Source organism: Mesorhizobium sp. M1078, from assembly GCF_040318615.1.
Taxonomy (GTDB): Bacteria; Pseudomonadota; Alphaproteobacteria; order Rhizobiales; family Rhizobiaceae; genus Mesorhizobium.
In genome coordinates, this window is the sequence record NZ_JAMYMP010000008.1 from 61,851 (window position 1) to 87,602 (window position 25,752).

A 25,752-nucleotide genomic window follows, 5' to 3' on the forward strand; every position below is an offset into this window, starting at 1 on the left:
GGTTTTGACCCCAGGTTTTGGCCCCAGGTTTTGACCCCAGGTTTTTGACCCCAGGTTTTTGACAATGAGCGAACCCCACATCCGCCGCGCCGAAGCGGCCGACCTGCCTGCCATCGTAGCCATGCTCGCCGACGATCCGCTTGGCCGCAGCCGCGAGGATGCGACCGAGCCACTCGCCAAGGCCTATCGCGACGCCTTTGCCGCCATCGACGCCGACCCCAGCCAGTTTCTTGCCGTGATGACGGATAGCGGCCGCGTCATCGGCACGTTGCAGATCAGCTATCTCGCCGGGCTGCCGCTGCAGGGCGCCTTGCGCGGCCAGATCGAGGCTGTGCGCGTCGTCGCAGACCGCCGCAGCGAACGGCTGGGACAGCGTCTGCTGGAATGGGCGGTCGAACAGTGCCGTGAACGCGGCTGCAAGATTGTCCAGCTGACCACCAACAAGAGCCGCCAGGACGCGCATCGCTTCTATGACCGGCTCGGCTTCAAGGCCAGCCACATCGGCTACAAGCTGGAGCTTAATTCAGTGGCGGCGGACGGCGCCGGATCGGCTGCGCCTTGATGATGGCGGTGCTGGTCTCCGCCTTGTCGGCGATGCGGTCGAGAAGCTTGTCGAGCTCGCCGATGGAGCGCACGTAGAGCCGGGCCACGAAACAGTCGTCGCCAGTGACCTTGTCGCATTCGCCGAATTCCGGGATCTCCTCGATCAGCTACTGGACGATATGCAGCTTGCCCGGCAGTGGCCGCACCCGCACGATCGCCTGCAGCGGAAACCCCAGCGCCTCCGGGTCGATCTCGATGGTGAAGGCGCGGATGACGCCGCGTTCCTCGAGCCGCCGCAGCCGTTCCGAGACGCTCGGCGACGACAGCCCGACCTGCTGCGCCAGATCCTTCAACGAAGTCCGCGAATCCAGGATCAGGATGTCGAGAAGCTTTCTGTCCAACTCGTCCAGCATTTTCATCTCCTCGCAAAAGGGCAGCGCGCGCCTTATTAAATAAGGTGTTGCCCCCTTATCACCTTTCATAGGGCATATAAACCCTCAAGACGGCATGAGATTATGGCCTCAACAGATAGAGGTATTGTCATGGACAACACGGTACGCGGCACGATCGAGATGACGGCGGCGATGACGATCGTCGGCACGATCGGCTGGTTTGTCGTCATGTCGGGCCAGCCCGTTATGGACGTGGTGTTCTGGCGCTGCGCCTTCGGCGCGGTGGCGCTGCTGATCACCTGCGCGGCACTCGGGCTGCTGCGCGGCAGGCTGACGCTGCGCATTGTTGCCATCGCCGCTCTTGGCGGCGCGGCCATTGTCATCAACTGGCTGTTGCTGTTCAGCGCCTTCTCCCGCGCCTCGATCTCGATTGCCACGGCGGTCTACAACACGCAGCCCTTCATGCTGGTCGGCTTCGGCGCGCTGTTCTTCGGCGAGCGGCTGACCTTGGCCAAGCTGACCTGGCTCGGCATCGCCTTCGCCGGCATGCTGCTGATCGTGCAGACAGGGCCCGATGCGGGTGTCGGTTCCGGCATAACCGGCACAGATTATGTCATCGGCATCGTCATGGCGCTCGGAGCGGCCTTCTTCTGGGCTGTCGCGGCAATCGTCGCCAAGAAGCTCAAGGGCACCCCGCCGCATCTGATCGCGCTGATCCAGGTCTGCGTCGGCGTCGTCATGCTGGCGCCCTTCGCCAACCTCTCGCATTTGCCCGCCGACGCCTGGAGCTGGACCATTCTGGCCACGCTTGGCGTCGTTCACACCGGCCTGGTGTACATATTGATGTACGCCGCCATCCAGAAGCTGCCGACGCATCTGCAGGGGTCGCTGTCCTTCATCTATCCTGTCGTTGCGATCCTGGTCGATGTCATGGCCTTCGGCCACCGGCTGCATCCGGCCCAGCTCGTCGGCGCCGCCGCCATCCTGATCGCCGCCGCCGGCATGAATCTCGGCTGGACTTTGTGGAGGGCCAAATCGCCGGCCGAAAGCCCGCAAGCCGTCAAATGAGCCGCAGAGCGTCGGCTCGCCGGCGATCGTAAACCAAAGCCATCGCATCGATCCCCGCCCGCCTGTTCAAGGCGGGCGCTTTGTTCTATGCCGCAATGCAACCATCTTCGCCCGGCATAGGCGAAACCCGGGATCGAAAGCCAATGAACGACGCAACACCCCCCAACCGCTGCCGCATCGTGCTGATCGCACCCAAGGACGCTCCGGCGCGCCGCATTGCGGCTGCCTTCGACGGCGGTGATATCGCTTCGCTGATCCTGCCTGAAAACGGCATGGACGAGGCTGCCTTCCAGGCTTTTGCAGAACAGATCGTACCGGCCGCGCAAGCGGCCGGCATCGCCGTCATCATCGCCGGCGATACCCGCATTGCCGGCCGTGTCCAGGCCGACGGCATTCATGTCGAGGTTTCCAAGGACGCGCTCGCTGAGACCATCGAACACTTCCAGGGCAAGATGATGGTCGGCGCCGGTGGCGCCAAGACGCGCGACGACGCGCTGGAACTCGGCGAAACCAGGCCCGACTACATCTTCTTCGGCCGCTTCGGCTACGACAACAAGCCCGAGCCGCACCCGCGCAACCTGTCGCTTGGGCAATGGTGGGCGGACGTGATCGAGATCCCTTGCGTCGTTATGGCCGGTTCCGCCATCGCTTCGGTAGAAGCGGTGGCCGCCACTGGCGCCGAGTTCGTGGCGCTGTCCAGCGCCGTTTTTGCCGAAGGCGCCGATCCGAAGGCGGCGATTGCTGCCGCCAATGCGCTGCTCGACGAAACCGCGCCGCGCTTCGAGGGCTGACGTGCGCCGACCTGGACTTCCTCTGGCGGTTCTCGTTGCGGCCTTGATGAGTGGGGCAGCGATCGCGGCGGAGACCGTTCCGCTGCCGCAGCCGAGGCCGGACACCAGCGCGCCCGCCCTCAGCGTGCCGGATGCGGTCGCCCCCGATGCGGGTGCCCCAAAAGCCGGTGCCACGGATTCCGGCGTCCATATCGACAAGCCGATCGACACCCCGCTGCCGCAGCCGGCGACAACCGCGCCGCTGCCGTCGGCCGACGCGATCAACCCCGAACGTTTCGGCGCCAAGCCGGCGGACCCCGCCTATGGCGCTTTCCAGCGCGGCCTTTACAAGACGGCCTACAATCTGGCGTTGGTGCGGGCCAAGAATGGCGACCCGGCGGCGCAAACGCTGGTGGCCGAGATCCTGTCGCGCGGGTTGGGCGTGCCGCTCAACCCAGCGGAAGCCGCCAAATGGTATGCGCAGGCCGCCGAGCAGGGGATTCCTGAATCGCAGTTCCAGTATGCGCTGATGCTGCTCGACGGCCGCTACGTCAAGAAGGACGAGAAGGGAGCCTATGCGCTGATGCAGGCCGCCGCCGAGGCCGGCAACCGGCTGGCGCAGTTCAACTTCGCGCAATTGCTCGTGCAGCAGGATCCTGGCGATGCCGGCATCGCCAGGGCTGTGCCTTATTATGAGCGTGCCGCGGCGACAGGGCTTGCCGACGCCCAGTATGCGATGGCGCAGGTCTATGCCAATGGCGTCGGCGGCAAGACCCGCGACGATGGAAAGGCCCGCAGCTTGCTGGCACAGGCTGCCAGGCAGAACTACGACACCGCGCAGATCGATCTTGCCGCCTGGATGATCGAGGGCCGGGGCGGTGTTCGCGACCTGAAATCCGGCTTCAACTGGATGAAGCAGGCAGCTGAAGGCGGCAATGTCGCTGCCCAGAACCGGTTGGCAAAGCTCTATATGGGCGGCATCGGAACCGACCCCGACCTGATCCTGGCCGGGGCCTGGTATGTGGTCGCCCGCCGCGCCGGCCTTATCGATCCGGAGATGGACGATTTCCTGCAAGGGCTGACCGACGATCAGACAAAGCAAGCCTTGCAGAAGGCCAACCGCCTGCCCTGACACGCAACGTCACTGTGTATGATCCAGCACAACCTTGCCGAAGGGAGAGCCGTGTTCGAGATGGCGAAGGGCCTGCGCTGCCTCTGCCCATGGGAAGACCCGGTCGATCACCGGCCGCAGCCGATTGACGGCGAGCGCCCGGTTCATCGCTTCGAAGGACTCGCGCGAGCCGACCGGTATGCCGCGTGCTTTCACCTGGCGGCGGAAGATGTCGAGCGGATTGATCACCCCTTCGCTGCCGCCGAGATAGCCGATGACGTTGATCTGGGCGCCGCGCGCCGACGCCTTGAGCGACTGCGCGAAACTTTGTGGCCCACCGACTTCGATGATGTGATCGGCGCCGCGGCCATCGGTCAGCGCCAGCACGGCCGACGACCAGTCTGGGTTGTCGCGGTAGTTGACGCCATCATGCGCGCCAAGCCCCTTCGCCCAGGCAAGCTTCTCATCGCTGCTCGACGTAACAATGACGCGCGCTGCGGCCGCCCTTGCGAACTGCACGGCAAACAGCGACACGCCGCCGGTGCCGAGGCTGAGCACGGTTTCGCCTGGCTTGAGCTTGCCCTCGGTGAACAACGCATGCCAGGCAGTGACGGCGGCGCAAGGCAATGTCGCCGCCTCTACGTCGCTGAGATGCGCCGGCGCGATGACAGCCGCCTGTTCGTCCAGCCGGGCGAATTCGCTCAGCAAACCGTCGATCGGGCCGCCGCGCTGGTAGGAAGGTTCGGCCATGGCGAAGCTGCCGCCGACCCATCGCTGCCAGAACGTGCCGCAGACCCGGTCGCCAACCTTGAAGCGGCTGACCTCGGGGCCAAGCGCGACGACCTCGCCGACGCCGTCGGAAAGCGGCACCAGCGGCAAGGGGAATGTCGTGTGATAGCTGCCGCGCGCGATCTCGACATCGCGATAGTTGAGCGCCGTCGCCTTGACGCGGACGATCATCTCCTGACGGCCGGGCTCCGGCATTGGTCGTTCGACCATCTTGAGATTGTCGATGCCGCCCGGCTTCTGCAGTTCGATTGCCTTCATTGTCGTCGTCCTTTCGTTTGAAAGGAAAATTGCTGCCAGGCGATGGATTTCAAATTCATAATGTTTACAATGATTATGCTTACGAGACATGGTTCTAGCTATGCTTGAGGAATTGCGCACGCTCGCCCTGTTTGCCGAGGAGGGCTCGATCCAGAAGGTCGCCCGGCGCCTGCCGCTGACGCAGCCGGCTGTGACCCGGCAAATCCAGCGGCTGGAGGACATGCTTGGCACGACGCTGCTCGACCGCCGGCAAAAGCCGCCGCGACTGACGCCGACGGGGCTGGAAGTGCTGGCGCGCGGACGCGATATCATCGCTTCCGTAGAAGCGCTGAAATCCTTCGCCGGAAAGACCGAGCCGGAAGGACTGTTCCGCCTGGGTCTCGCCCATGGCCTCTCGGACCGCGACATCGCCGGGGCCATCGCCAACGCCGCGGCGGCGTTCCCGAAAGTGTCGCTACGGCTCAAGACCGGCTGGAGCGCCGAACTGATCGATCAATTCGAACGCGGCGAGCTCGATGTGACGATTGTTCTGCGATCGTCGGATAAGCCAGGCCCGGAAGCGCTTGGCACTGAACGTCTTGGCGTCATAGCTGCGTCCACCGTCCCCGATCCGGAAGACGGTGGCCGGACACCCATGCCGTGGGTGCTTAGTCCGGCCCCTTGCGACGCGCGCCAGAAACTCATGTCGGTTCTGGTCGGCGGAAGGCGTTGTTTCGAGATCGCGGCGGAGATACAGGATCCGGCCTTGCAGATGGAATGGGTCCGTCGGGGGCACGGCCTTGGGCTAGTGCCGTTGCGTCTTGCAAGGCGCGGACTTCCCGACGGCCTCATGCTGGTCAACACGGAAGATGTCGACCTTTCCTTGCAGGTCGCCGCACTTCGTTCGCCTCATCTCAACCGGCTGACTGAGGCCGCGGATGCCATAGTCGAGGCCGTCGGCAAAGTCATTGCAGCCCAGGTTTGAGGCTACCAGCCCTTGTCGGGCGATCTGGCATCCCTTGCCTCTCCTGCCGATTTGTGGTCTTGGGGGCCCGAAATCGCTTGTCCAGCGACCATCCCCATACCAACGGCCAAGCCGTTGGTAGCATCCCGGATCAATCTCATCATGGCCAAGATCAATGGCAACGAAATCCGTCCCGGCTATGTCATCGAGCACGATGGCGGCCTTTGGGTGGCGGTCAGGACCAACACCGTCAAGCCCGGCAAGGGCGGTGCCTACAACCAGGTCGAACTGAAGAACCTGATCAACGGCACCAAGCTCAACGAGCGCTTCCGCTCGGCCGAGACGGTCGAGCAGATCCGGCTCGACCTGAAGGATTTTTCCTTCCTCTACGCCCAGGACGACGCACTGGTGTTCATGGACACGCAGAGCTACGAGCAGCTCGAGCTGGCGAAGGATTTCGTCGGCGACCGCGCCGCCTTCCTGCAGGACGGCATGATGGTGACGGTCCAGCTCTATGAGGACAGGCCGATCGGCATTTCGCTGCCCGACCAGGTGACGCTGACCATCACCGAGGCCGACCCGGTCGTGAAGGGCCAGACGGCCGCGTCCTCGTACAAGCCGGCGGTGCTGGAAAACGGCATCCGCGTGCTGGTGCCGCCATTCATCGGCGCCGGCGAACGCATCGTCGTCGACACCAACGAACTCACCTACATGCGCCGCGCAGACTGACGCGTAGGCAGGAACAGATACGATGGCACGCTCCGCACTTCTCAATGTCATGGTCCAGGCCGCCATGAAGGCCGGCCGCTCGCTGTCGCGCGACTTCGGCGAGGTGCAGAACCTGCAGGTGTCGATGAAGGGACCGGGCGACTATGTCAGCCAAGCCGACCGCAAGGCCGAGGACATTCTGTTTGCCGAACTGTCGAAGGCACGGCCGGGCTATGCCTTCCTGATGGAAGAGCGCGGCCTGGTCGAAGGCGACGACGACCAGCACCGCTGGATCGTCGACCCGCTCGACGGCACCACCAATTTCCTGCACGGCATTCCGATCTTTTCCATCTCGATCGCTCTGGAGCGCCAAGGCCAGTTGGTCGCCGCCGTCATCTACAATCCGGCAATGGATGAGCTCTACACCGCCGAGCGCGGCGGCGGCGCCTTCATGAACGATCGCCGGCTGCGCGTTGCCGGCCGCAGCAAGCTCACCGACTGCGTCATCGGCTGCGGCGTGCCGCATCTCGGCCGCGGCCAGCACGGCAATTTCCTCGTCGAGTTGCGCAATGTGATGGCCGAGGTCTCGGGCGTGCGCCGCCTGGGTTCCGCCGCGCTCGATCTCGCTTATGTCGCCGCCGGCCGCATGGACGGCTTTTGGGAAACCGGCCTTTCGGCCTGGGACATTGCCGCCGGCCTGCTGCTGATCCGCGAGGCCGGTGGCTTCGTCTCCGACATGGATGGAGGCCAGGATATGCTCGAGGCGGGTTCGCTCGTCGCCGGCAACGAGGTCATCCAGCGCGCGCTGCTCAAGGCGGTGAAGAAGCCGCTTTCGGCGCGCTGATCACTTGGCATGCCGGCGCGGCGCGCTGAAGCGCCGCAGTCGCAAAACCGCAATCAAAGCTTGAAATACTGCCCGGCGGCCGCCCAGATAAGGGTGACGCAGGATCTTTTATGACGAGCATACCTTCACTATCCTCGCGAGAAGCGCAGCCAGACCAGCCAATTGAAATCCCTTTTGTCAGGCGTTGGCACTACTCGCGTGCGGAGATGATCGCCGATGGCATCGTCCATGCGGTCGGCATCGTGCTGGCGATAGCAGCCGGCTCGGCGTTGCTGGCGCTGGCCGCCTTCCATGCCGGTCCCGGCGAATACATCGCCGCAGCCTTCTTTGTGGTGTCGCTGCTGACTGTGCTGTCGATTTCGCTGACCTACAATCTGTGGCCGGTGACGTCGCCGGCGAAGTGGATCTTGCGGCGCTTCGATCATGCGGCGATCTACCTCCTGATCGCCGCGACCTACACGCCCTTTCTGGCCCAGCTCGACGGCTCGCCGCTGGCGCTGCCGATGATTGTGCTTGTCTGGACCGCTGCTTTGACCGGCATTGCCATGAAAGTGTTCCTGCCCGGCCGCTTCGATCGTCTGGCCATTGTCTTCTATCTCGCCATCGGCTGGAGCGGCGTCGTCCTGGTCAAGCCGCTGGTGGCGACGTTGCCGACGACTTCGATCGCGCTGATTGTCGCCGGCGGCATCGTGTACTCCTGCGGCGTCATCTTCTTCGCCTGGAAACGCCTGCGCTTTCACAATGCCCTCTGGCACGGCTCGTCACCGGCGCCGGGCTGCATCTTGCCGCCATGGTCGACTGCCTAGTCGTCAACCGCCTCTGAACGGCGTGGTGCGGCCCGACAGTCGGGCAATATTGCCAAGCGCCATTCAATTTGGTCACAATTCCGTTTAGAGTCGCGAATTACGTGATCGGCGGCAATGGAGCGGTTCCAGGGAAGTATGAGCGGCTTCCCGTTCGGAATTGCGTCAAGGCAAATAGAGCATCGGAAACGGGGCACGGATGGCTTTTCTCAGATCCTTCGGCGTGGGCAGGCGTTCTGATGTCCTGATGTACGATCCGCACAAACTGTCGAGCCCGCAGGTCTTCCTCCTGACCATGGTCATCTTCCTGGTCATCGTCGCCTTCATCGCCGCCATCCTCACCCGCCAGATCTCGACCGCTTTCGGGAGCAATCCCGGCCTCAACGGCCTGATCGTCGGCGTCCTTGTGGTCGGCATCCTGCTTGCCTTCGCCCAGGTCGGACGACTGTTTCGCGAAGTGCGCTGGGTCAATTCCTTCCGCGCCGGTTCCGAAACCACCGAGCCGGTGCTGCTGGCGCCGATGAAGGCGATGATCGGCCGCTCCTCGACGGTGGCCTTCTCGACGTCTTCGATGCGCACCATGCTGGATTCGATCGCCACCCGCCTCGACGAAAGCCGCGACACCTCGCGCTATCTCGTCGGCCTGCTGGTGTTCCTCGGTCTGCTCGGCACCTTCTGGGGCCTGCTCAACACCATCGGCTCGATCCGCGAAACCATCGAATCGCTCGATCCCGGCACTGGCGACGCCGCCGCGGTGCTCGATTCGCTGAAGCAGGGGCTGTCGGCGCCGCTGGCCGGCATGGGTACGGCCTTTTCGTCCTCGCTGTTCGGCCTTTCCGGGTCGCTGGTGCTAGGCTTCCTCGACCTGCAGGCCGGCCGCGCGCAGACCCGCTTCTATACCGAGCTTGAAAACTGGCTGTCCTCGGTCACCGATCTCTCCTCCGACATCGCCGTCGCCGACCCGGCCAAGACTGAATCCTCCGACGAGATCCGGGTCCTGTCGGAACGGCTGCGCAGCATGCAGGAAAGCGGCGGCGGCTCCAATCCGCGCGTCGCCACCGCCATGGCCAATCTCGCCGACGGCATTTCCGGACTGGTCAAGAACATGCGCTCCGAGCAGCAGATCATGCGCGACTGGGTCGAGGCCCAATCGGACGAGCAGAAGGCGATGCGCAACACGCTGGAAAAGATCGCCGACGCGCTGAAGAAACCCGGGGTCCACTAGCATGGCTCTCGCCAGGGGCCGGCGCACCGATCGCCGGATCGACTATTGGCCGGGCTTCGTCGACGCGCTGTCGACGCTGCTGCTCGCCATCATGTTCCTGCTCACCGTTTTCGTGCTGGCGCAGTTCCTGCTCGGACGCGAACTCTCCGGCAAGGATACGGCGCTCACGCGCCTCAACTCGCAGATCAACGAACTGACGCAGTTGCTGGCGCTGGAGCGCTCGAGCGCGCAGGACAAGGACGATTCGCTGGCCAATCTGCAGGCGTCGCTGTCGGCCGCCGAAGCTGAGAAGAGCCGGCTCGAGCAGCTGCTGGCACAAGGTGCCGGCGCCGGCGACGCCGCCACCCAGCGCGCCGCGGAACTCGGCGGCGAACTCGACAGCCAGCGCCAGATCAGCCAGCAGGCGCTGAGCCAGGTCGAGATCCTGAACCAGCAGATCGCAGCACTGCGCAAGCAGATCGGCGCGCTCGAGGACGCCCTCAATGTGTCCGAAACGCGCGACCGCGATTCCAACACCAAGATCGCCGATCTCGGCCGTCGGCTCAACGTCGCGCTGGCGCAGCGCGTGCAGGAGCTGAACCGCTATCGCTCCGACTTCTTCGGCCGCCTGCGCGAAATCCTCGCCGACCGCGAGAACATCCGCATCGTCGGCGACCGCTTCGTCTTCCAGTCGGAAGTTCTGTTCCCGACCGGGTCGGAAGTGATCAACGATGCCGGCAAAGTCGAGATGAAGAAGCTCGCCGATGCCATCATCGAGTTGCAAAAGGAAATCCCGCCCGAGATCAACTGGGTGCTGCGCGTCGACGGCCACACCGACAACAAGCCGCTGTCCGGCGCCGGCCGCTATCGCGACAATTGGGAATTGTCGACGGCGCGTTCGACCTCGGTGGTCAAGTTCCTGATCGAGAACGGCGTGCCCGCCAACCGGCTGGTTGCGGCCGGCTTCGGCGAATTCCAGCCGCTCGACCCCGCCGACACCGAAGACGCCCGCAACAAGAACCGACGCATTGAACTGAAGCTCACCGAACGGTGATTTTCAGTCACGCGAAATTGTTTGCCGGCTCAACTCTAGGGCGCAACGCCAGGTCGGCAAGGCCTGAAAACATTATCTTTCTTTAATTACACTTCGCGTTTCCGGGCTCCTACTTTGACGCGCAGGGCCGAGAACCGCCGGCGATGCCTCCCATCGCGACGCGACGGAACCGGACGGCCCGCTTCCGGAAGGCGGAGCGAAAGCGCTTGCCCCTTCCATAGCAGGAGGAGACGCACATCATGCGCTCTTTGAAGACTCTCAGGACCGCAACCCTCACGACACTTCTGATCACTGTTCCACTCGCCGGCGCCTATGCCGCCGGACATCACAAGGGCGCCCTCGACGCCAGCGACCAGACCGACATGACCGGTCCCCGCGTGACCGGCCTGATCGAGCAGGTGCGGGGCGTCGAACAGGGCATCACGGATGCGCGCGAGACGAAGGGCATCTCGACCTCGGAAGCGCAGTGGCTGCATCTGCGTGCTGCGCATATCGGCCAGGCCGCCGAACGGGTCGCCGCTTCGGACCATGGCCGGATCCCGGCCGCGCAATATCACGATCTGCTGCGCCGCCTCGACAATGTCGATCAGAGGCTGATGTCCGACACCGGCAGCGGCTTCATGATCGGTGATGGCTCCGACGGCGGAAATTATCCGAACGGCTGAGATCCGCTCTGATATCTCCAGGAATGAGGAAGGGACTGTCTGACGCCCCCGGATCTGGCTCCGAGGGCGTCTTTTTTGTCACCAGCCCAGCCACAGCGCAGCGAGGGCCAGCACCGCCGGCACGGTCTGAATATAGAGGATCTTCCGGCTGGCAGTCGCCGCGCCATAGAGGCCGGCGACGGCGATGCAAAGCAGGAAGAACACCTTGATCTGGAATCCCGCCGCGCCGAGATAGAGGCCCCAGATCAGCCCGGCGGCAAGAAGCCGTTGTAGAGCCCCTGATTGGCGGCGAGCACCTTCGATGCGCTGGCGAAGTCCGGCTTGAGGTTGAACGCCCTGTGCCCGCGCGGTGTGTCCCACGCCACCATCTCCAGATAGACGATAAAGAGGTGGATCAGGGCCACCAGCCCGACCAGGATATTGCCGATCATCTTAGTCTCCCCTCCATGGCGGTGTTCCACCGCCAGCCAGCATTCCACGCACCAGCTCACCGGCGCAAGCTGCATAGCCACCTTTGAGGGTTGCCAATCCTGGCGCGTTGATATCTTTTCCCGCGGTCCAAAACGCGGAACCTGTCATGTCTTTTCAGAAGCTCGATGATCTCGGCCACAAGCTCGAAGCGCTGGAACATGCGCTCGCTATCCTCGGCGCCGACGAGGCGACTCACATGGCTGTCGGCGGCGGCGAGAAGCGCGCCGAAGCCATGTCGTCCCTGGCCGGGATGCTGCATATCAGGGCAACGGCGCCGGAGATCGCCGACTGGCTCGCCGCCGCCGAACAGGAGGCGCTCAACGAGGAGCAGCAGGCGGCGGTCCGCGAACTGCGTCGCCAATACACCAACCTGACCTGCCTGCCGGTCGAATTCGTCGAGCGCCAGACGGTAGCGCGTATGCGCTCCGAGCAGCTCTGGCGCGACCTGCGCGCCAAGAATGACTGGGCAGGCTTCCTGCCGGCGCTCGAAGGTGTCATCGCGCTGGTGCGCGAGGAAGCCGCCCTGCGCGCCGACGCGCTCGGCCTCGATCCCTACGACGCGCTGATGGAGCAATACGATCCTGGCAACCGCGCCGCCGACATCACGCCGGTCTTCACCGAGCTGAAGACATTCCTGAAGGGCTTCGTGCCGGAAGCCCTGGCCGCGCAGGAAGCGCGCCTGGCCAGGCATCCCGTGAAGCCGCTCTCCGGCAGCTATGCGATCGACCGGCAGCGCGAGCTTGGTCTCGCCATGATGGCTTCAGTCGGCTTCGACCTCACCCACGGTTCTCTGTCCGTATCGCACCATCCCTTCTGCGGCGGCGTGCCGAGCGACGTGCGCATCACCACCCGCTACAAAACGTCCGATTTCCTGTCGGCTTTGATGGGCGTGCTGCACGAGACCGGCCACGCGCTCTACGAGCAGAACCTGCCGAAGGCGTGGGCGCACTGGCCGCTGGGCAAGGCGCGCGGCATGGCGGTGCATGAAAGCCAGAGCCTGTTCGTCGAGAAGCAGATCGGCCGCAACCCCGAATTCTGGCGCTGGGCGCTGCCGGTGGTGGAAAAGCATCTCGGCGAGGCCTGGTCGCTGGACGACATCCTGCCGCATGTGCACCGGGTCGAGCGCGGCCTGATCCGCGTCGACGCCGACGAGGTCACCTACCCGCTGCATGTCATCCTGCGCTACGAGTTGGAGCAGGAGCTGGTCTCGGGGCGGCTGCAGGCGGCCGACCTGCCCGAGGCGTGGGACGCCAAGATGCGGGAGTATCTTGGCCTTTCGACCATCGACAACCCAGCCGACGGACCGATGCAGGACGTGCATTGGCCGGGCGCCGCCTTCGGCTATTTCCCGTCCTATACGCTGGGCGCCATGATGGCGGCGCAGCAATGGGCTGCGCTGACGCGCGACCATCCTTCAGCCGACAGCGATCTCGCCAGGGGCAATTTCGCCGCCATCAATGACTGGCGCCGCGACAATATCTGGTCGCAGGGATCGCGCTGGTCGACGCCCGAACTGCTTGAGCGCGCCACGGGCGAGAAACTGAATGCCGCGCATTTCACCGAGCATCTCCGCAAGCGGTATGGTCCCGCCTGATTGCGGGTTGCTACTCCGCGGCACCCCTGAAGGCGCTTGCTCCGGTTTCGAACTGCAGCTTGGCCAGCCTTGCATAGATTCCGCCCTTGGCGACCAGGCTCTGGTGCGTGCCTTCCTCGACGATGCGGCCGCCATCCATGACCAGGATGCGGTCGGCCTTCAGCACGGTCGCCAGCCGGTGGGCGATGACGATGGTGGTGCGGCCCTGCATCAGCCGTTCCAGCGCCGTCTGCACCAGCGTTTCGCTTTCGGCGTCGAGCGCCGACGTGGCCTCGTCGAGCAGCAGGATCGGCGCGTCGCGCAGGATGGCGCGGGCGATCGCCACGCGCTGGCGCTGGCCGCCGGACAAGGTCACACCGCGCTCGCCGACCTGGCTGTCGTAGCCCTTGTCGAGCCTGAGGATGAACTCGTCGGCCAGCGCGTCCCTGGCGGCGGCCTCGATCTCGGCATTCGTCGCGCCCGGCCGGCCAAAGCCGATATTGTCGCGCGCGCTTGCCGCAAAGATGGTGACGTCCTGCGGCACGATCGCAATGCGCTCCCGCACTTCAGCCGGATCGGCTTCGCGCACGTCGACGCCGTCAATGGCGATGCGGCCGGTTTCTGGATCGTAGAAGCGCAGGATCAGCGAAAAGACGGTGCTCTTTCCGGCGCCCGACGGGCCGACGATCGCCACCGTCTCGCCGGGCTTGACCTGAAAACTCAAGCCGCGGACGGCGGCACGGTCCGGCCTTGCCGGGTAGGAGAAGGAGACGTCGTCGAAACTGATCGCGCCTGTCGCCTTGGCGGGCAGCGGCAGCGGATTGGCCGGCGGTTGAATCGCCGGCGTCTCGTCGAGTATCTCGGTCAGCCTTTCGGCCGCACCCGCCGCCTGGGCAAGCTCGCCCCAGACTTCCGACAGTGCGCCCAGCGCGCCTGCGGCAAACACGGAGTAAAGCAGGAACTGGCCGAGCGTGCCGGGCGACATCGTGCCGGCAAGCACGTCACGCGAGCCGAACCACAACACCGCCACGACCGAGGAAAAGATCATGAAGATGGCAAAGAAGGTGAGCAGCGAGCGGGAGAAGATCGACGAGCGCGCCGCCTGGAAGGCGGCTTCCACCGCGGCCGAGAACCGCCCGGTGACCAGCGTCTCGTTGGTGAACGCCTGCAGCGTGCGCACCGCGCCGATCTGCTCGCTGGCATAGGCGGTCGCTTGCGCCAGCGTGTCCTGCGCCTGCCGTGACCGGCGCCTCACCGAACGGCCGAACGCGACCAGCGGCAGCACGATGAGCGGAATGGCCGCGATCACCAGGCCCGACAGTTTCGGGCTGGTGACGACCATCATCGCCACCGCGCCAAGGCCGAGGATGACGTTGCGCAACGCCACGGAGGCGGTGGCGCCGACCGCGGATTTCACCTGCGTGGTGTCGGCGGCAAGCCGCGAGACGATCTCGCCCGATTGCGCGGTGTCGAAGAAGGACGGCGAAAGCGTCGTGACATGCGAAAACACGTCGCTGCGGATGTCGGCGACGACCCGCTCGCCGAGCGTGATGACGAAGTAGTAGCGTCCGGCCGACGCCGCCGCCAGAATGGCTGCCATCGCCACCAAAGCGGCGAAATATTCGGCGATGAAGACGGTGCCGGAAGCACTGAAACCGTGGTCGATCATGCGCCGCACGGCCAGCGGCAGCGCCAGCGTCGTCGCCGCGGCGATGGCGAGCGAAATGAGGGCGCCTATGACCAGTTTGCGGTAGCGGAATATATAGGGATACAGGCGCCTGAGCGGCCCGAGCGAGCGCCTGCGCCCGTCTTGCTCGCCGCTGATGTCCGCCATGACCGTTTCCTCTGGCCGCTTCCAGGTGGGCGCGTTCAATATGCGCCTGCCGTGGCCTTGTGATTCAATTCCGGCTGATGTATAGGCTCGCCGACCGTTTTAGAAGCCGTGGCTTTTCAATAGCTGCGGCTTCGAGTTTTAAAAAGGGGCGCATCGACGCAGGCCGCGGGCCAGTCTGTAGCGCCACAAGCCAGGAAGCACGACAATGAAGGCCGATATCCATCCCGACTACCACACCATCAAGGTCGTCATGACCGATGGCACCGAATACTCGACCCGTTCGACCTGGGGCAAGGAAGGCGATACGATGAACCTCGATATCGACCCGACCACGCACCCGGCCTGGACCGGCGGCCAGCAGACCCTGCTCGACCGCGGCGGCCGCCTGTCGAAGTTCAAGAAGCGCTTCGAAGGGTTCGGCCTTTAAAGTTTACCTGTATCGCTGAATCAAGAACCCGCCTTTGTGGCGGGTTTTTTGTTGCCGCCAAAGTCAGTCGCTTCAAGCTTACGCGCCGATACCGCCCGCTTGTGGGGAGGTCGGCCCAAGGGTCGGGTGCGGTCCGACGCCTCCACCCTGCTGCTTCGAAGCGACCCTTCCCAGAGTGGTGCGAGCCTACCCGTCCACCAATTCCCGCAGCGCCATGCGCTTGTAGGCGGCGACCAGCCTGTCGCCCTCCTGCCGGTCGACCGAGATCGCCAGCCGCACGGCAGCCTCGCCCATCTGCCAGACCAGAAACGCTGTGGTCTCCAGCGCCACCGGATCGGCGCCGGGATGCAGCCGCTTCAGCACCATGGTCAGGAATTCGGCATTTGCCCGGCTGTCGGCGAGTTCGAGCTGGCGCAGCGCCTTGTCGGCCTGCGTGCCCGACCAGATGTCGCGCATCACCGGCTCGGCCAGGAACAGCTGATAGTAGATATCCACCAGCTCCGAAAACGCCTGCCGCAGGCCCTCGGCGTCGACGACATCCTTGAGCGCCGAGGAGATGCAGGCCTGGCTTTCGGCGGTGTAGCGCTCGGCCAGCGCCCAGACGATCGCCCGCTTGTCGGGAAAGAACTGGTAGAGCGAGCCGATCGACACCGCGGCCCGTTCCGCCACCTCGCCCATGCGCATGGCGTCGCTGCCTTGCTCGGCAATCAGCGCCGAGGCTGCGGCCAGCATGCGCTCGACCCGCTCGCGGCTGCGCTGCTGGGTGGGCGCCCGTCGCGGCGATGCGACCTGCTCCTGGGCAGATGCGGGCGTTGCTGTGTCTTCCATGACGGCCTCCGGTCTCGACAAAATCTGCCAACAGACGGCTTGACTCCCAAAATACGAGGGTTTATCACGTTTTGCAAATGTGAGGATTACTCATATTTGTAAACAGAGGAAAACCACAATGACCGACACCAAACCAGTCCTGATCCTCGGTGGCACTGGCAAGACCGGCCGTCGCCTCGCCGGGCGGCTGACCTCACAGGGCATTCCCGTGCGCATCGGCTCGCGTTCCGGCAGCCCTCGCTTCGACTGGGAGGTTCCGGCGACCTGGGAGCCTGCCATGCAGGGCGTGGGCGCCGTCTACATCAGTTACTATCCCGACATCGCCGTGCCGGGCGCCGCCGAGACCGTCGGCGCCTTCGCCAGGCTTGCGGTGGCAAATGGCGTCACCCGCATGGTGCTGCTCTCCGGCCGCGGCGAGACCGAAGCCCAGCGCGCGAAGAGATGGTCAAAGCCTCGGGCGCTGACTGGACCATCCTGCGTTGCGCTTGGTTTTCGCAGAATTTCAGTGAAGGTTTTCTCGTCGAGTCCTTGCGGCAAGGCGAAGTGGCTTTGCCTGTCGGCCCTGTTGGCGAGCCCTTCGTCGATGTCGACGACATCGCCGATGCTGCCTTCGTTGCGCTGACCGAACCGGGTCATGTCGGCCAGCTCTATGAGTTGACCGGGCCGCGGCTGCTAAGCTTCGCCGACGCGGTTGCCGAGATCGCCAAGGCGACCGGCCGCGACATCCGCTATATCAAGATCTCGCATGACGAATTCACCGCCGCGACGGCGGCATACGAACTGCCGCCCGAAATCGCCTGGCTGCTCAACGAGCTGTTCACCGAAGTGCTTGACGGCCGCAACGAGACGCTGACCGACGGCGTCCAGCGTGTGCTCGGCCGCGCGCCGAAAGACTTTTCCGCCTACGCAAATGAAACCGCTGCAACCGGCATCTGGAGCAACTGAGATGATCAAGCTTCTTCCCACCCTCACCATCATCGCCGCCATCGGCTCGGGCGTCGTCGGCGGCGTGTTCTTCGCCTTTTCCAACTTTATCATGGCGGCGCTTGCCCGGCTGCCGGTCCCCCAAGGCATCGCAGCGATGAATTCGATCAACATCACGGTGATCACGCCCACCTTCATGACGGCGCTGTTCGGCACCGGCCTGCTCTGTCTGGTGCTTATCGCCGCCGTTCTCATGGGGTGGCGCCAGTCCGGCTCATACTGGCTGCTTGCCGGCGCCGTGATCTATTTGATCGGCAACCCGATCGTGACCATGGTCTTCAATGTGCCGCTCAACGATGCGCTCGCCGCCGTCGACCCGGCCAGCGCCAATGGCGCAGCCGTGTGGGCGAACCATCTGAATCAATGGGTGATGTGGAACCACGTCCGCACCATCACCGCCATCGTGTCGATGGCCTGCTTCATGTTCGCATTGCTCTGAAAAATGACACTTCGCAAACGCAAGGACCTCGCCTCAAGCGGGGTCCTTTTGCGTGTGACCCTTGCGGTCGGAATGACCGAGATCGCGGCCCGGATCGATGACGTCGCGCACCAGCTGCTTGAGCTTGGCGGCATCGGGAAAGCCGCCGTCGCGCTTGCGGTCCCAGACCAGCACATCGTTGCAGGAAACGGTGAAGATGCCGCCTGTGCCCGGCACCAGCGTCACTTCACCAAGATCCGTGCCGAAGGTGGAGAGCAGTTCCTGCGCCATCCAGCCGGCCCGCAACAGCCACTGGCACTGCGTGCAATAGGTGATGACCACGCGGGGCCTCTCCGGCACACTCATGTCTGGGCCTCCTGTATGCGCACCGTGGTATTTGCGAATCGATCGTGTATCGGGTCGTCGCCCAGAGCTATGGATATCGCAATCCAGACCGGCCAGATCAGCACCAAAACGAGGGCAGCGGATGCAACCACTATTTCCAGGCTGGAGTAATCCTGCACGCCACCGGGAGCGGTGCCCCAAGCCTGAAAAGCATACCAGCTTCCCGTCAGGACGATCGGTAATGCGCCGAGAAACTTGATAAGTTGCCGCCGAACAGCCTTTCTCGCCGGCAGGCCGACCCTATGTCTGTCGTCCTCATCATGTACAGTGAGCTCCGTGAGCCGCTTGCCGATTGATTGGCCGGACTTCAACTCCATAATGAGGAGATAAGACGCCAGAGCGATCAGCTCGAGGAAACCCAGGTCCAATGCTGCAGGCCTGAAATTCCCTTGCGAATCCAAATCGATCGAGATGGAGGAGGTTTCTCCAGGCTTTGAGCCCGGCGCCGTACCCACGCTCCATATGGCGACCGGCAAACCGAGTACTGATGTTCTACACACCTGCCAATCATAACGGGCAAGTGTCGGGGCACCGTGAACCGTACCCTCCTGGCATAGTTTCCAGTTCAGCCAAAAGCTGCCTTTTACGCCACCGTTGGTCAGCAGAAATAGAGCCCCTACGAGCAAATAGAGGGCGATCAGGATTACAAGGTAGTCGATGAGTGCAGCGAGAAACCGTCGCCATATGCCGGGCCGGCGAGGCCAGGCCACCGCATCGGCAAAACTTGCCTCTTTATAGTCGGTCATCGGCCCCCCCCTGATAACTGACTAATCTATAGGCAGGCCGCCGTCATACAGCAATATTCGCATCCGACTGTATTGCACGGACCTACGCCGCGCTGAGCTTGGCCATGGTCTCGTCGTCGACCTCGAAATTGGCGTAGACGCTCTGCACGTCGTCATCGTCCTCGAGCGTTGCCACCAGTTTCATCAGCGATTGCGCCCGCTCTTCGTCGACCGGGACATTGTTCTGCGGCTGCCAGATCGGCTTCACCGATTCGGCCTCGCCAAGCGAGGCTTCCAGCGCCTTAGACACTTCGCCCATACTCTCGAACGCACAGTAGATGGTGTGGCCTTCCTCGTCGGACTCGACGTCATCGGCGCCGGCCTCGATCGCCGCGTCCATCACCTTGTCGGCGCTGCCGGCGGAGGCCGGATAGTAAATCTCGCCGGCGCGGTTCCACATGAACGACACCGAGCCGGTTTCACCAAGCGCACCCCCGGCTTTGGTGAAGGCGGCGCGCACGTTCGAGGCCGAGCGGTTGCGGTTGTCGGTCAGCGCCTCGACGATCAGCGCCACGCCGCCTGGCCCATAGCCTTCATAGCGCACCGCTTCGTAATTCTCGGCATCGCCCATCGATGCCTTGTTGATGGCGCGCTGGATGTTGTCCTTCGGCATCGACACCGCCTTGGCGTTCTGAATGGCCAGGCGCAAACGCGGGTTCATCGACGGATCCGGTGTTCCGCTCTTGGCGGCGACGGTGATTTCGCGCGCCAGCTTGGAAAACATTTTCGACCGCACCGCGTCCTGCCGGCCCTTGCGGTGCATGATGTTCTTGAACTGTGAATGGCCGGCCATGGCACCCCTGTCGTCTTCGGCTAGAGCATCCCGAAGCGAGGTGGTCTCACCTCGTCCTCCCGGGTACTCGAATTCAAATTTTCAGAGCCGTCCAAGGTGCAACGCGATGGATGCACGGCGTTCTCTGTCGGAATGGCCGGCTTATAGATAAATCGGCTCAATTCGTCCAGCCGCGCCGGTTCAGCCCTCCAGATCGGACTTCAGCCGGTCGATAATGCTGAGCGCATGGCCGGCATACTGGCTGATCCAGCGGTCGTGGATGTGCTTGATCGGCAGCGCGTTGAGATGGTTCCAGCGCTCTCGCCCTTGGCGCTTTGCCACCACCAGTTCGGCTTCTTCCAGCACCTTGAGATGCAGCATGACGGTGCAGCGATCGATGTCGGGAAACGCCTCGCACAACATGCCGGTCGTCTGCGGCGCATCCTTCAGCCGATCCAGCAATTCGCGACGGCGCGGATGCGCCAACGCCTTGAAAACGTGATCGTCTGCGGTTTGGCTTGACATGTTATGTTTCTATAACATATTGTCGAGCCAATCAAGGAAGGAGCTGTGGATATGTCTCTTGGATTCAGAGTTTCCGGGCGCATCGGCAAACCGGTCGCCGAAGTCTTCGACGCCGTCGTGGCTATTTCACCACCATCGGCGGCGCCAGCGCGCCGCTGAAGGCCGGCACCGGGGTGGTCTGGTGGGGCAAGGTGCCCGTCGAAGTCGATGAGGTGATCAAGGACCGCCATATCGTGCTGCGCTGGGATGCCACCGATGCCGAAGGCAAGCCCGCCTACAAGACACGCATCGAGATGAACTTCGAGCCGCTGGACGATGGCGGCACCCTTGTGACCATTGCTGAATCCGGCTGGCCGGAAGGCGTGGTCGGCCTGCAGAAATCCTACCTCAATTGCGAGGGCTGGTCGCAGATGCTGGCCTGCATGAAGGCCTATGTCGAATACGGCATCAATCTGCGCGACGGCTACTACCGCGGCGAGATGAGGGGCGAGCCGGCCAACGAGACAAACAGATGAACAGCGCAACGGAGCCCGCAATGACCGCGAAAATGACAGGTGGAATCAACATCGCCATGAAAGTCCCGTCACATCAGTACGAGGCGACGATCGCCTTCTATCGCGACGTCGTCGGCTTGAATCCATTCACCGCCAAGACGCCGGCCATCGGCTTCGAGCTTGGCCCAAACCGTCTGTGGATCGACGAGGGGCCGATGCTGAGCCAGGCCGAAGTCTGGCTTGAGCTTTTCACCGACGATTCTGCAGCCATTGCGGATCATCTCGCCAAGGCCGGCGTCGTCCGTTGCGACGCGGTCGAGCCCCTGGGCGAAGGCTTTCGCGGCTTCTGGATCGCCAACCCGGCCAGCATCGTTCACATGGTGCGCGAGCCTGACGCCTGGTGAGCGCAAACCGGACAATAAAGGAGCATCGATGGAAATTCACAAAACGCCGACTGCCGAAGCCGGCATGCTGATCAGGCGGCCGGTCGCCGAGGTCTTCGAGGCGATCGTCGACCCGGCCATCACCACGAAATTCTGGTTTACCCACAGTAGCGGCCGGCTGGATAGCCGCAAAGAGGTTCGCTGGGAGTGGCGCATGTACGGGGCCTCGGCGATGGTCAATGTCAGCGAGATCGTCGAGAACAAGAAGATCGTCATGCAATGGAGCGATCCGCCGACCACTGTGGTCTGGACATTCACGGAGATGCCCGGCGCCGAAACGCCTGACGGTGCGACCTTTCTTGAGGTCAGCAATTTCGGCTTCGCCGGCACCGCCGACGAGCAGGTCAAGCAGGCGGTCGGCTCGACCGACGGCTTCGCACTGGTTCTTGCCGGCGCAAAGGCATGGCTGGAACAGGGCCTGTCGCTTGGCCTGATCGGCGACCGTTATCCGAAGGGCGTGCCGGGGCGCTAGGATCGCCCCGATCGCCCAGCCTCAATGCCCACCGCTGGATTTCTTCCTTCGCCGCGCCAGCATGTTGAGGCCCTCGACCAGGGCGGAAAAGCCCATCGCGGCGTAGATGTAGCCCTTCGGCACATGATAGCCCATGCCGTCGGCGATCAGCGTCATGCCGATCATCAGCAGGAAGCCCAGCGCCAGCATGACGATGCTCGGGTTCTTGGCGATGAAATTGGCCAGCGGCCCGGCCGCCAGCATCATCACGCTCACCGCCACGATCACGGCGATGTACATGATGGCAATCTCGTCGGTCATGCCGACGGCGGTGATGATCGAATCGATCGAAAAGACGAGATCGAGCAGCAGGATCTGGAAGATGGCGCCGGCAAGCGAGATCTGCAGCGTCTCGCCCATCATCGTATCCTTGTGGTCGTCGGGATCGACGGTGTGGTGGATTTCCTTGGTCGCCTTCCAGACCAGGAACAGGCCGCCGGCAATCAGGATCAGGTCGCGCCAGGAAAAGCCATGGCCGAACGCTGTGAACACCGGCGTCGTCAGCTGCACGATGATGGAGATGGTTGCGAGCAGCACCAGCCGCATGATCAGCGCCGCCGAGATGCCGAGACGGCGGGCGCGGGCGCGCTGCGCCTCAGGCAATTTGTTGGTCAGGATCGAGATGAAGATCAGATTGTCGATGCCGAGCACGACCTCGAGGACGATCAGCGTCAGCAACGCGACCCACGCGGTTGGATCGGAAACAAATTGAAAATGCGGCGCAAAGAACTCGATCAGCTGCATGGAGGTCGTCCCCTCTTTAACGATCTAGAGCAGTTTCGTCGCCAGTTAGGTACTTTACTCGACTATATCAATGTCATGACCAGAAGGATGGCGCGGTTTCTTCGAGCCGCGGCCCGCGACGAAAAGGCGCGATCTTCTCGGTCAGGCCGGTGCGGTCGGAAATAGTGACGCCGACGCCGCACAATGTCGCCGGTCCGGTCGCCGCCTCGAAGCGGCCTTTCGGCACTTTCGACAGGAAGCGGTTGAGCGGCTCTTCCTTGTCCATGCCGAGCGAGGAATCATAGTCGCCGCACATGCCGGCATCGGACATGTAGCCGGTGCCGCCGTTGAGGATCTGGTGGTCGGCCGTCGGCTGGTGCGTATGGGTGCCGATGACGAGGCTGGCGCGGCCGTCGACGAAATGCGCGAAGCACATTTTCTCCGAGGTCGCTTCGGCATGGAAGTCGATGACCACGGCATCGGCCTGCTCGCCCAGCGGACAGGCGGCCAGCTCGCGCTCGCCGGCCTGGAACGGATCGTCGAGCTCGGGATGCATGAACACCCGGCCCATGATGTTGGCGACCAGCACGCGCGCGCCGTTTTTGGCGATATAGACGCCGGAACCGCGCCCCGGCGTGCCCTTGGGGAAGTTGGACGGGCGCAAGAAGCGCTCCTCGCGCGGCGCGAAGACCAGTGCGTCGCGCTGGTCCCAGACATGGTTGCCGGTGGTGACGACATCCGCACCGGCGGCGATGGTGTCGCGAAAAATGTCTTCGGTGATGCCGAAGCCGCCGGCGGCGTTCTCGCCATTGACGATGACGAAGTCGAGTTTGAAATCCGAGATCAGGCTGGGCAGTTGTTCCCACACCGCCGTACGTCCCGATTTGCCCACCATGTCGCCGAGGAAGAGAAGTCTCATGCCCACTTCTATCCAGAGGCACGGACGCTAGGCAAGCGCTACCCGGGCGATTGGCGCTAACGCCGGCCGAAAGTACCACGCTGCTGTTGAGACGGCTTTGCGCTCGCGCCCGCGACGCGAACTGCCGAAGGCATCATCGGTGACGCCGGCGGTGCGGCGCGTCCGCGCAGCCAGAAGAACCAGACGTAGAAAACAGTGAACCCACCAGTAGCGGCCAGGAGCAACAGCCCGCCGCGCCAGCCCTTCATCGCCGCGGTATCGAGGATCGATGGATTGGCAGGGTTGTAATACAACTCCACCGCGTCGCCTTTGGACGCCGTGTAGAGGCCGATGTCCTTTCCCTTGCCGGACCACGTCATCGGTGCATCGTTCGCGACATAGGTGACAGCGACGTTGATGCCTTTCGCGGTGAGGCCATTACCCTGGGCTTCGCTGTAGGAACTGATATCCGTCACTGTGGCAACCGTCTGATGCCAGGCGAACTGGTGGTGCAGGGCCGTTCCGGAAATGTGCAATGCCATCGCGAACAGCGTTACCGCGATGAGGACGAACGGCATCAGCAGGAAGCGTGCGAAGACAAACATGATGGCCGCCATCGGCTCGGACTGTGTTGCCGGAATTCTATCCGGCACGTCTTGGAAACGCGTTAAGCGGGATCGCGGTCTTTTAAGCGATGTCGAAGCGGCGCAAACCGCTCTCGGTGAGTATTTCCGGGATGATGACGTCGTGCGCCTCATCCGGCACCAGACCCACCTCCTGGCAATCGAAGGCGATGCCGATCAGTCGTGGCGGCTGGCCCTTGTCGATCAGCCTGGCGATGGCGCGGTCGTAATAGCCGGCGCCATACCCGATGCGATGACCGCGGCTGTCGAAGGCCGCGAGCGGCACCAGCATCACCGCGGGATCGAGAACCTCGGCCTCCGCATGCGGACCGACCGTGCCAAAACCCATCTCGACCATCGGCGCGCCGCGCACCAGTTCGCGAAAGACGATGGTGGTCTTGTCGAGGATGGCCGGCAGGCAAAGCCTGGCCCCCTTCTCGCGCAAGGCGAACATCAGCGGCCTGATGTCGACTTCCGATCGCATCGGCCAGAAAGCTGAAACGATCTGACCCGGCTCGATGGCGAGGTGGTCGCGCGCCGTCTCGGCCATCTCAAGCGCGATCTCCACCCGCCACAGCGGATCGAGCGCATCGCGGCGGCCGAGTGCCTCGAGGCGCAGCTGCTTTTTCAGGGCTTTGGGAGATGTCATGCGCGGACGATAGAAAAGGTCGGATCTGGGTGACGTTTCATGAGCGACGTTTTCTACCACATCATCCGCCAAACTGGGCGGATACAGGTAAGTGACGATCCACACAACCGGTGGAGAGAGCGATCCCGGGAACCTACAAAGTAGGTGGGCGCCGTATGAGAAAACCCACGGGTCTTCCCAGGGACAGCTCCCTAAGGATCGTTAAGGCCCCGGGGAAAATGTTCTCCTGCCGGGAAGCGCAGACCGCCAAGCCCAATATAGGCGGCTGGTCGGTCAAGCGCTAGTGACATGAGGTAGTGTCTCAGTTTGAAATTTGAAATATGCGAAAGCGCCTATCCGGGTTTGCCCGCATAGGCGGAAACGCCTATATGCTTAGCGGAAAGCATGGAGTGGTTGTGTGGCGATCCGTTGCCTTGTTAAAATTGAAAACGAAGCGTCGATGTGGACCTTCGCGTCAACGCCTGTGATAGGCGACTGGGTGCACATGCCATCCGGCGATAGTCTGGCCATCTACGCGGTAACCGAGATAACACATGTGCCGCAGCCGGCGGACGTGGAGAAGGTGCCGCTGGTGTTTGTCACTCTGGAAAGCACATAGGAGTAGCAATGCCAACCGGACCTAAAGGCCAGAAGCGCCCCGCCGACGTGATCGGCAACGCCGGCCGCGTCATGCGCATTGCCACTGGCGATGAAGACGACACCGTGATTGACGACGGCAAAGACCCCGCTGCGAAGGCGCTGGGCGCCAAGGGCGGGAAGAAGCGCGCCGAGAACATGACGCCAGAGCGGCGCGCTGAAATTGCCAAGAAGGCAGCGGAAAAGCGGTGGGCTAAGACTTAATTTCGAGTTTGCGGGCCGCCTTCACTCTCTTTTCGACTACCCTAATCGGCTCGGCAACCGGAAGGTTTTCCGGCATCGTTGAGCCGTTTTCGCGCATCACCTTCCGCACGTCCTGCGCAATCTTCTTATTGCGGTCTATGACCCGGTATTCGCCTTTGATGCCTTCTTTTTTGATGACGTCAGCGGCCATGTTCATCTGAAATTCGTTTGCCGACAATTCCAGCGGCCCGGCGTAGTCGAAGGGGTTGTCTTCCCGCTTCAAACCTTTTCGCGCCATCATGGCGGCTGGCGTGTCACAAACTCTCTGGTCCATGGAAGATCTTTGCGAGAAGATGGACGCTGTTGCTCCGAAGCCGGGGAAACGTGGTCCTTATAAGAAGCGGGAACAGTGAGTTTC

29 protein-coding genes, 1 other RNA gene and 6 pseudogenes are annotated in these 25,752 nt (G+C 63.2%); 21 read left to right on the plus strand and 15 right to left on the minus strand.

Going from position 1 to position 25,752, the window contains the following annotated elements:
• Window positions 1-64 precede the first annotated feature (64 nt).
• Window positions 65-562, plus strand: a complete 498-nt coding sequence (locus tag NKH38_RS13390; protein WP_352760994.1) for a GNAT family N-acetyltransferase — start codon at window positions 65-67, stop codon at window positions 560-562.
• Here NKH38_RS13390 and NKH38_RS13395 read toward each other — a convergent pair.
• A pseudogene (locus NKH38_RS13395) lies at window positions 519-956 on the minus strand (Lrp/AsnC family transcriptional regulator). The gene NKH38_RS13390 and the pseudogene NKH38_RS13395 sit on opposite strands and share 44 nt — an antisense overlap.
• A gap of 129 nt (window positions 957-1,085) precedes the next feature.
• Between NKH38_RS13395 and NKH38_RS13400 the strand changes: the two are divergent.
• The 3 genes from NKH38_RS13400 to NKH38_RS13410 all read left to right on the plus strand — a co-directional run bounded on the left by NKH38_RS13400 (window position 1,086) and on the right by NKH38_RS13410 (window position 3,905).
• Complete coding sequence (locus NKH38_RS13400; RefSeq protein ID WP_352760996.1) at window positions 1,086-2,003, plus strand: DMT family transporter; 918 nt, start codon at window positions 1,086-1,088, stop codon at window positions 2,001-2,003.
• 143 nt (window positions 2,004-2,146) lie between these two features.
• Window positions 2,147-2,794, plus strand: a complete 648-nt coding sequence (locus NKH38_RS13405) for a thiamine phosphate synthase (RefSeq protein WP_352444876.1) — start codon at window positions 2,147-2,149, stop codon at window positions 2,792-2,794.
• A gap of 46 nt (window positions 2,795-2,840) precedes the next feature.
• Entirely contained in the window at window positions 2,841-3,905 is a 1,065-nt protein-coding gene (locus tag NKH38_RS13410) for a tetratricopeptide repeat protein (RefSeq protein ID WP_352760999.1), read from the plus strand.
• 9 nt (window positions 3,906-3,914) lie between these two features.
• On the opposite strand, the gene NKH38_RS13415 is transcribed toward NKH38_RS13410, so the two are convergent.
• Entirely contained in the window at window positions 3,915-4,931 is a 1,017-nt protein-coding gene (locus tag NKH38_RS13415) for a zinc-dependent alcohol dehydrogenase family protein (protein ID WP_352761001.1), read from the minus strand.
• Between the two features lie 88 nt (window positions 4,932-5,019).
• Between NKH38_RS13415 and NKH38_RS13420 the strand changes: the two genes are divergently transcribed.
• The 7 genes and pseudogenes from NKH38_RS13420 to NKH38_RS13450 all read left to right on the plus strand — a co-directional run bounded on the left by NKH38_RS13420 (window position 5,020) and on the right by NKH38_RS13450 (window position 11,152).
• Entirely contained in the window at window positions 5,020-5,895 is an 876-nt protein-coding gene (locus NKH38_RS13420) for a LysR family transcriptional regulator (RefSeq protein WP_352904343.1), read from the plus strand.
• A gap of 141 nt (window positions 5,896-6,036) precedes the next feature.
• Window positions 6,037-6,603 (plus strand): elongation factor P, encoded by a 567-nt coding sequence (gene efp / locus NKH38_RS13425; RefSeq protein WP_023668757.1) that lies wholly within the window; start codon window positions 6,037-6,039, stop codon window positions 6,601-6,603.
• A gap of 22 nt (window positions 6,604-6,625) precedes the next feature.
• A complete protein-coding gene (locus NKH38_RS13430) occupies window positions 6,626-7,426 on the plus strand; it encodes an inositol monophosphatase family protein (RefSeq protein WP_352761006.1) in 801 nt (266 codons plus the stop codon).
• Window positions 7,427-7,536: 110 nt separating this feature from the next.
• Window positions 7,537-8,249 (plus strand): annotated as a pseudogene (trhA, locus tag NKH38_RS13435) (PAQR family membrane homeostasis protein TrhA).
• A gap of 179 nt (window positions 8,250-8,428) precedes the next feature.
• On the plus strand, window positions 8,429-9,454 hold the full coding sequence (locus tag NKH38_RS13440; protein ID WP_023668754.1) for a MotA/TolQ/ExbB proton channel family protein: 1,026 nt from the start codon (window positions 8,429-8,431) through the stop codon (window positions 9,452-9,454).
• Between the two features lies 1 nt (window position 9,455).
• Window positions 9,456-10,487 (plus strand): peptidoglycan -binding protein, encoded by a 1,032-nt coding sequence (locus tag NKH38_RS13445; protein ID WP_023684164.1) that lies wholly within the window; start codon window positions 9,456-9,458, stop codon window positions 10,485-10,487.
• 239 nt (window positions 10,488-10,726) lie between these two features.
• Window positions 10,727-11,152 carry a hypothetical protein gene (locus tag NKH38_RS13450; protein WP_352761011.1) on the plus strand — a complete coding sequence of 142 codons (426 nt, stop codon included), beginning with the start codon at window positions 10,727-10,729 and terminating at the stop codon, window positions 11,150-11,152.
• Window positions 11,153-11,230: 78 nt separating this feature from the next.
• Here the strand turns inward: NKH38_RS13450 and NKH38_RS13455 are convergent.
• Window positions 11,231-11,583: pseudogene (locus NKH38_RS13455) on the minus strand (DUF1304 domain-containing protein).
• Window positions 11,584-11,729: 146 nt separating this feature from the next.
• Between NKH38_RS13455 and NKH38_RS13460 the strand changes: the two are divergent.
• The gene (locus tag NKH38_RS13460) at window positions 11,730-13,217 is read left to right on the plus strand and encodes a carboxypeptidase M32 (protein WP_352761014.1); all 1,488 of its coding nucleotides are present in this window, start codon (window positions 11,730-11,732) and stop codon (window positions 13,215-13,217) included.
• Window positions 13,218-13,227: 10 nt separating this feature from the next.
• Here the strand turns inward: NKH38_RS13460 and NKH38_RS13465 are convergent, their stop codons facing one another.
• On the minus strand, window positions 13,228-15,030 hold the full coding sequence (locus NKH38_RS13465) for an ABC transporter transmembrane domain-containing protein (RefSeq protein WP_352761017.1): 1,803 nt from the start codon (window positions 15,028-15,030) through the stop codon (window positions 13,228-13,230).
• Between the two features lie 205 nt (window positions 15,031-15,235).
• Here NKH38_RS13465 and rpmE point away from each other — a divergent pair, with 205 nt between their 5' ends.
• Window positions 15,236-15,457 (plus strand): 50S ribosomal protein L31, encoded by a 222-nt coding sequence (rpmE, locus tag NKH38_RS13470; RefSeq protein WP_023668748.1) that lies wholly within the window; start codon window positions 15,236-15,238, stop codon window positions 15,455-15,457.
• A 186-nt stretch (window positions 15,458-15,643) separates the two neighbouring features.
• Here the strand turns inward: rpmE and NKH38_RS13475 are convergent, their stop codons facing one another.
• Window positions 15,644-16,285: a TetR/AcrR family transcriptional regulator gene (locus NKH38_RS13475; protein ID WP_023684159.1), complete on the minus strand. Its 642-nt coding sequence runs from the start codon at window positions 16,283-16,285 to the stop codon at window positions 15,644-15,646.
• A gap of 118 nt (window positions 16,286-16,403) precedes the next feature.
• On the opposite strand from NKH38_RS13475, the pseudogene NKH38_RS13480 reads away from it, so the two are divergent.
• Window positions 16,404-17,230: pseudogene (locus NKH38_RS13480) on the plus strand (NAD(P)H-binding protein).
• A 1-nt stretch (window position 17,231) separates the two neighbouring features.
• The gene (locus tag NKH38_RS13485) at window positions 17,232-17,708 is read left to right on the plus strand and encodes an anthrone oxygenase family protein (RefSeq protein ID WP_352459888.1); all 477 of its coding nucleotides are present in this window, start codon (window positions 17,232-17,234) and stop codon (window positions 17,706-17,708) included.
• A gap of 33 nt (window positions 17,709-17,741) precedes the next feature.
• On the opposite strand, the gene NKH38_RS13490 is transcribed toward NKH38_RS13485, so the two are convergent.
• The 4 genes from NKH38_RS13490 to NKH38_RS13505 all read right to left on the minus strand — a co-directional run bounded on the left by NKH38_RS13490 (window position 17,742) and on the right by NKH38_RS13505 (window position 20,174).
• Complete coding sequence (locus tag NKH38_RS13490; protein ID WP_023668742.1) at window positions 17,742-18,053, minus strand: Rdx family protein; 312 nt, start codon at window positions 18,051-18,053, stop codon at window positions 17,742-17,744.
• Window positions 18,050-18,838, minus strand: coding sequence for an RDD family protein (locus NKH38_RS13495; protein WP_023700267.1), 789 nt, complete (start codon window positions 18,836-18,838; stop codon window positions 18,050-18,052). The genes NKH38_RS13490 and NKH38_RS13495 overlap by 4 nt, the downstream gene beginning before the upstream one ends.
• 82 nt (window positions 18,839-18,920) lie before the next feature.
• Complete coding sequence (locus NKH38_RS13500) at window positions 18,921-19,670, minus strand: YebC/PmpR family DNA-binding transcriptional regulator (RefSeq protein ID WP_023668740.1); 750 nt, start codon at window positions 19,668-19,670, stop codon at window positions 18,921-18,923.
• Between the two features lie 180 nt (window positions 19,671-19,850).
• The gene (locus NKH38_RS13505; RefSeq protein ID WP_023668739.1) at window positions 19,851-20,174 is read right to left on the minus strand and encodes an ArsR/SmtB family transcription factor; all 324 of its coding nucleotides are present in this window, start codon (window positions 20,172-20,174) and stop codon (window positions 19,851-19,853) included.
• A gap of 51 nt (window positions 20,175-20,225) precedes the next feature.
• Here NKH38_RS13505 and NKH38_RS13510 point away from each other — a divergent pair.
• The 3 genes and pseudogenes from NKH38_RS13510 (at window position 20,226) to NKH38_RS13520 (ending at window position 21,583) form a co-directional block, all read left to right on the plus strand.
• Window positions 20,226-20,689, plus strand: a pseudogene (locus NKH38_RS13510) (SRPBCC domain-containing protein).
• A gap of 20 nt (window positions 20,690-20,709) precedes the next feature.
• The gene (locus NKH38_RS13515; RefSeq protein ID WP_352761024.1) at window positions 20,710-21,072 is read left to right on the plus strand and encodes a VOC family protein; all 363 of its coding nucleotides are present in this window, start codon (window positions 20,710-20,712) and stop codon (window positions 21,070-21,072) included.
• Window positions 21,073-21,100: 28 nt separating this feature from the next.
• Entirely contained in the window at window positions 21,101-21,583 is a 483-nt protein-coding gene (locus NKH38_RS13520; protein WP_023698429.1) for an SRPBCC family protein, read from the plus strand.
• Between the two features lie 21 nt (window positions 21,584-21,604).
• Here the strand turns inward: NKH38_RS13520 and NKH38_RS13525 are convergent, their stop codons facing one another.
• The 5 genes from NKH38_RS13525 to ssrS all read right to left on the minus strand — a co-directional run bounded on the left by NKH38_RS13525 (window position 21,605) and on the right by ssrS (window position 24,763).
• Window positions 21,605-22,366: a TerC family protein gene (locus NKH38_RS13525; protein WP_023694576.1), complete on the minus strand. Its 762-nt coding sequence runs from the start codon at window positions 22,364-22,366 to the stop codon at window positions 21,605-21,607.
• A 73-nt stretch (window positions 22,367-22,439) separates the two neighbouring features.
• Window positions 22,440-23,264: a TIGR00282 family metallophosphoesterase gene (locus NKH38_RS13530; protein WP_352759218.1), complete on the minus strand. Its 825-nt coding sequence runs from the start codon at window positions 23,262-23,264 to the stop codon at window positions 22,440-22,442.
• Between the two features lie 56 nt (window positions 23,265-23,320).
• Complete coding sequence (locus NKH38_RS13535; protein WP_196814896.1) at window positions 23,321-23,848, minus strand: DUF3592 domain-containing protein; 528 nt, start codon at window positions 23,846-23,848, stop codon at window positions 23,321-23,323.
• A gap of 82 nt (window positions 23,849-23,930) precedes the next feature.
• Window positions 23,931-24,515, minus strand: a complete 585-nt coding sequence (locus tag NKH38_RS13540) for a 5-formyltetrahydrofolate cyclo-ligase (protein ID WP_023832606.1) — start codon at window positions 24,513-24,515, stop codon at window positions 23,931-23,933.
• 92 nt (window positions 24,516-24,607) lie between these two features.
• Window positions 24,608-24,763, minus strand: a non-coding RNA gene (ssrS, locus tag NKH38_RS13545) — 6S RNA.
• A 149-nt stretch (window positions 24,764-24,912) separates the two neighbouring features.
• On the opposite strand from ssrS, the gene NKH38_RS13550 reads away from it, so the two are divergent.
• Window positions 24,913-25,113 carry a hypothetical protein gene (locus tag NKH38_RS13550; RefSeq protein ID WP_156033771.1) on the plus strand — a complete coding sequence of 67 codons (201 nt, stop codon included), beginning with the start codon at window positions 24,913-24,915 and terminating at the stop codon, window positions 25,111-25,113.
• Between the two features lie 8 nt (window positions 25,114-25,121).
• The gene (locus tag NKH38_RS13555) at window positions 25,122-25,355 is read left to right on the plus strand and encodes a hypothetical protein (RefSeq protein ID WP_023700260.1); all 234 of its coding nucleotides are present in this window, start codon (window positions 25,122-25,124) and stop codon (window positions 25,353-25,355) included.
• Here the strand turns inward: NKH38_RS13555 and NKH38_RS13560 are convergent.
• Window positions 25,345-25,668, minus strand: coding sequence for a hypothetical protein (locus NKH38_RS13560; RefSeq protein ID WP_352761030.1), 324 nt, complete (start codon window positions 25,666-25,668; stop codon window positions 25,345-25,347). The genes NKH38_RS13555 and NKH38_RS13560 overlap by 11 nt on opposite strands.
• On the opposite strand from NKH38_RS13560, the pseudogene NKH38_RS33335 reads away from it, so the two are divergent.
• Window positions 25,634-25,747, plus strand: a pseudogene (locus tag NKH38_RS33335) (IS1 family transposase); the annotation flags it as partial. The gene NKH38_RS13560 and the pseudogene NKH38_RS33335 sit on opposite strands and share 35 nt — an antisense overlap.
• Between the last annotated feature and the right edge of the window lie 5 nt (window positions 25,748-25,752).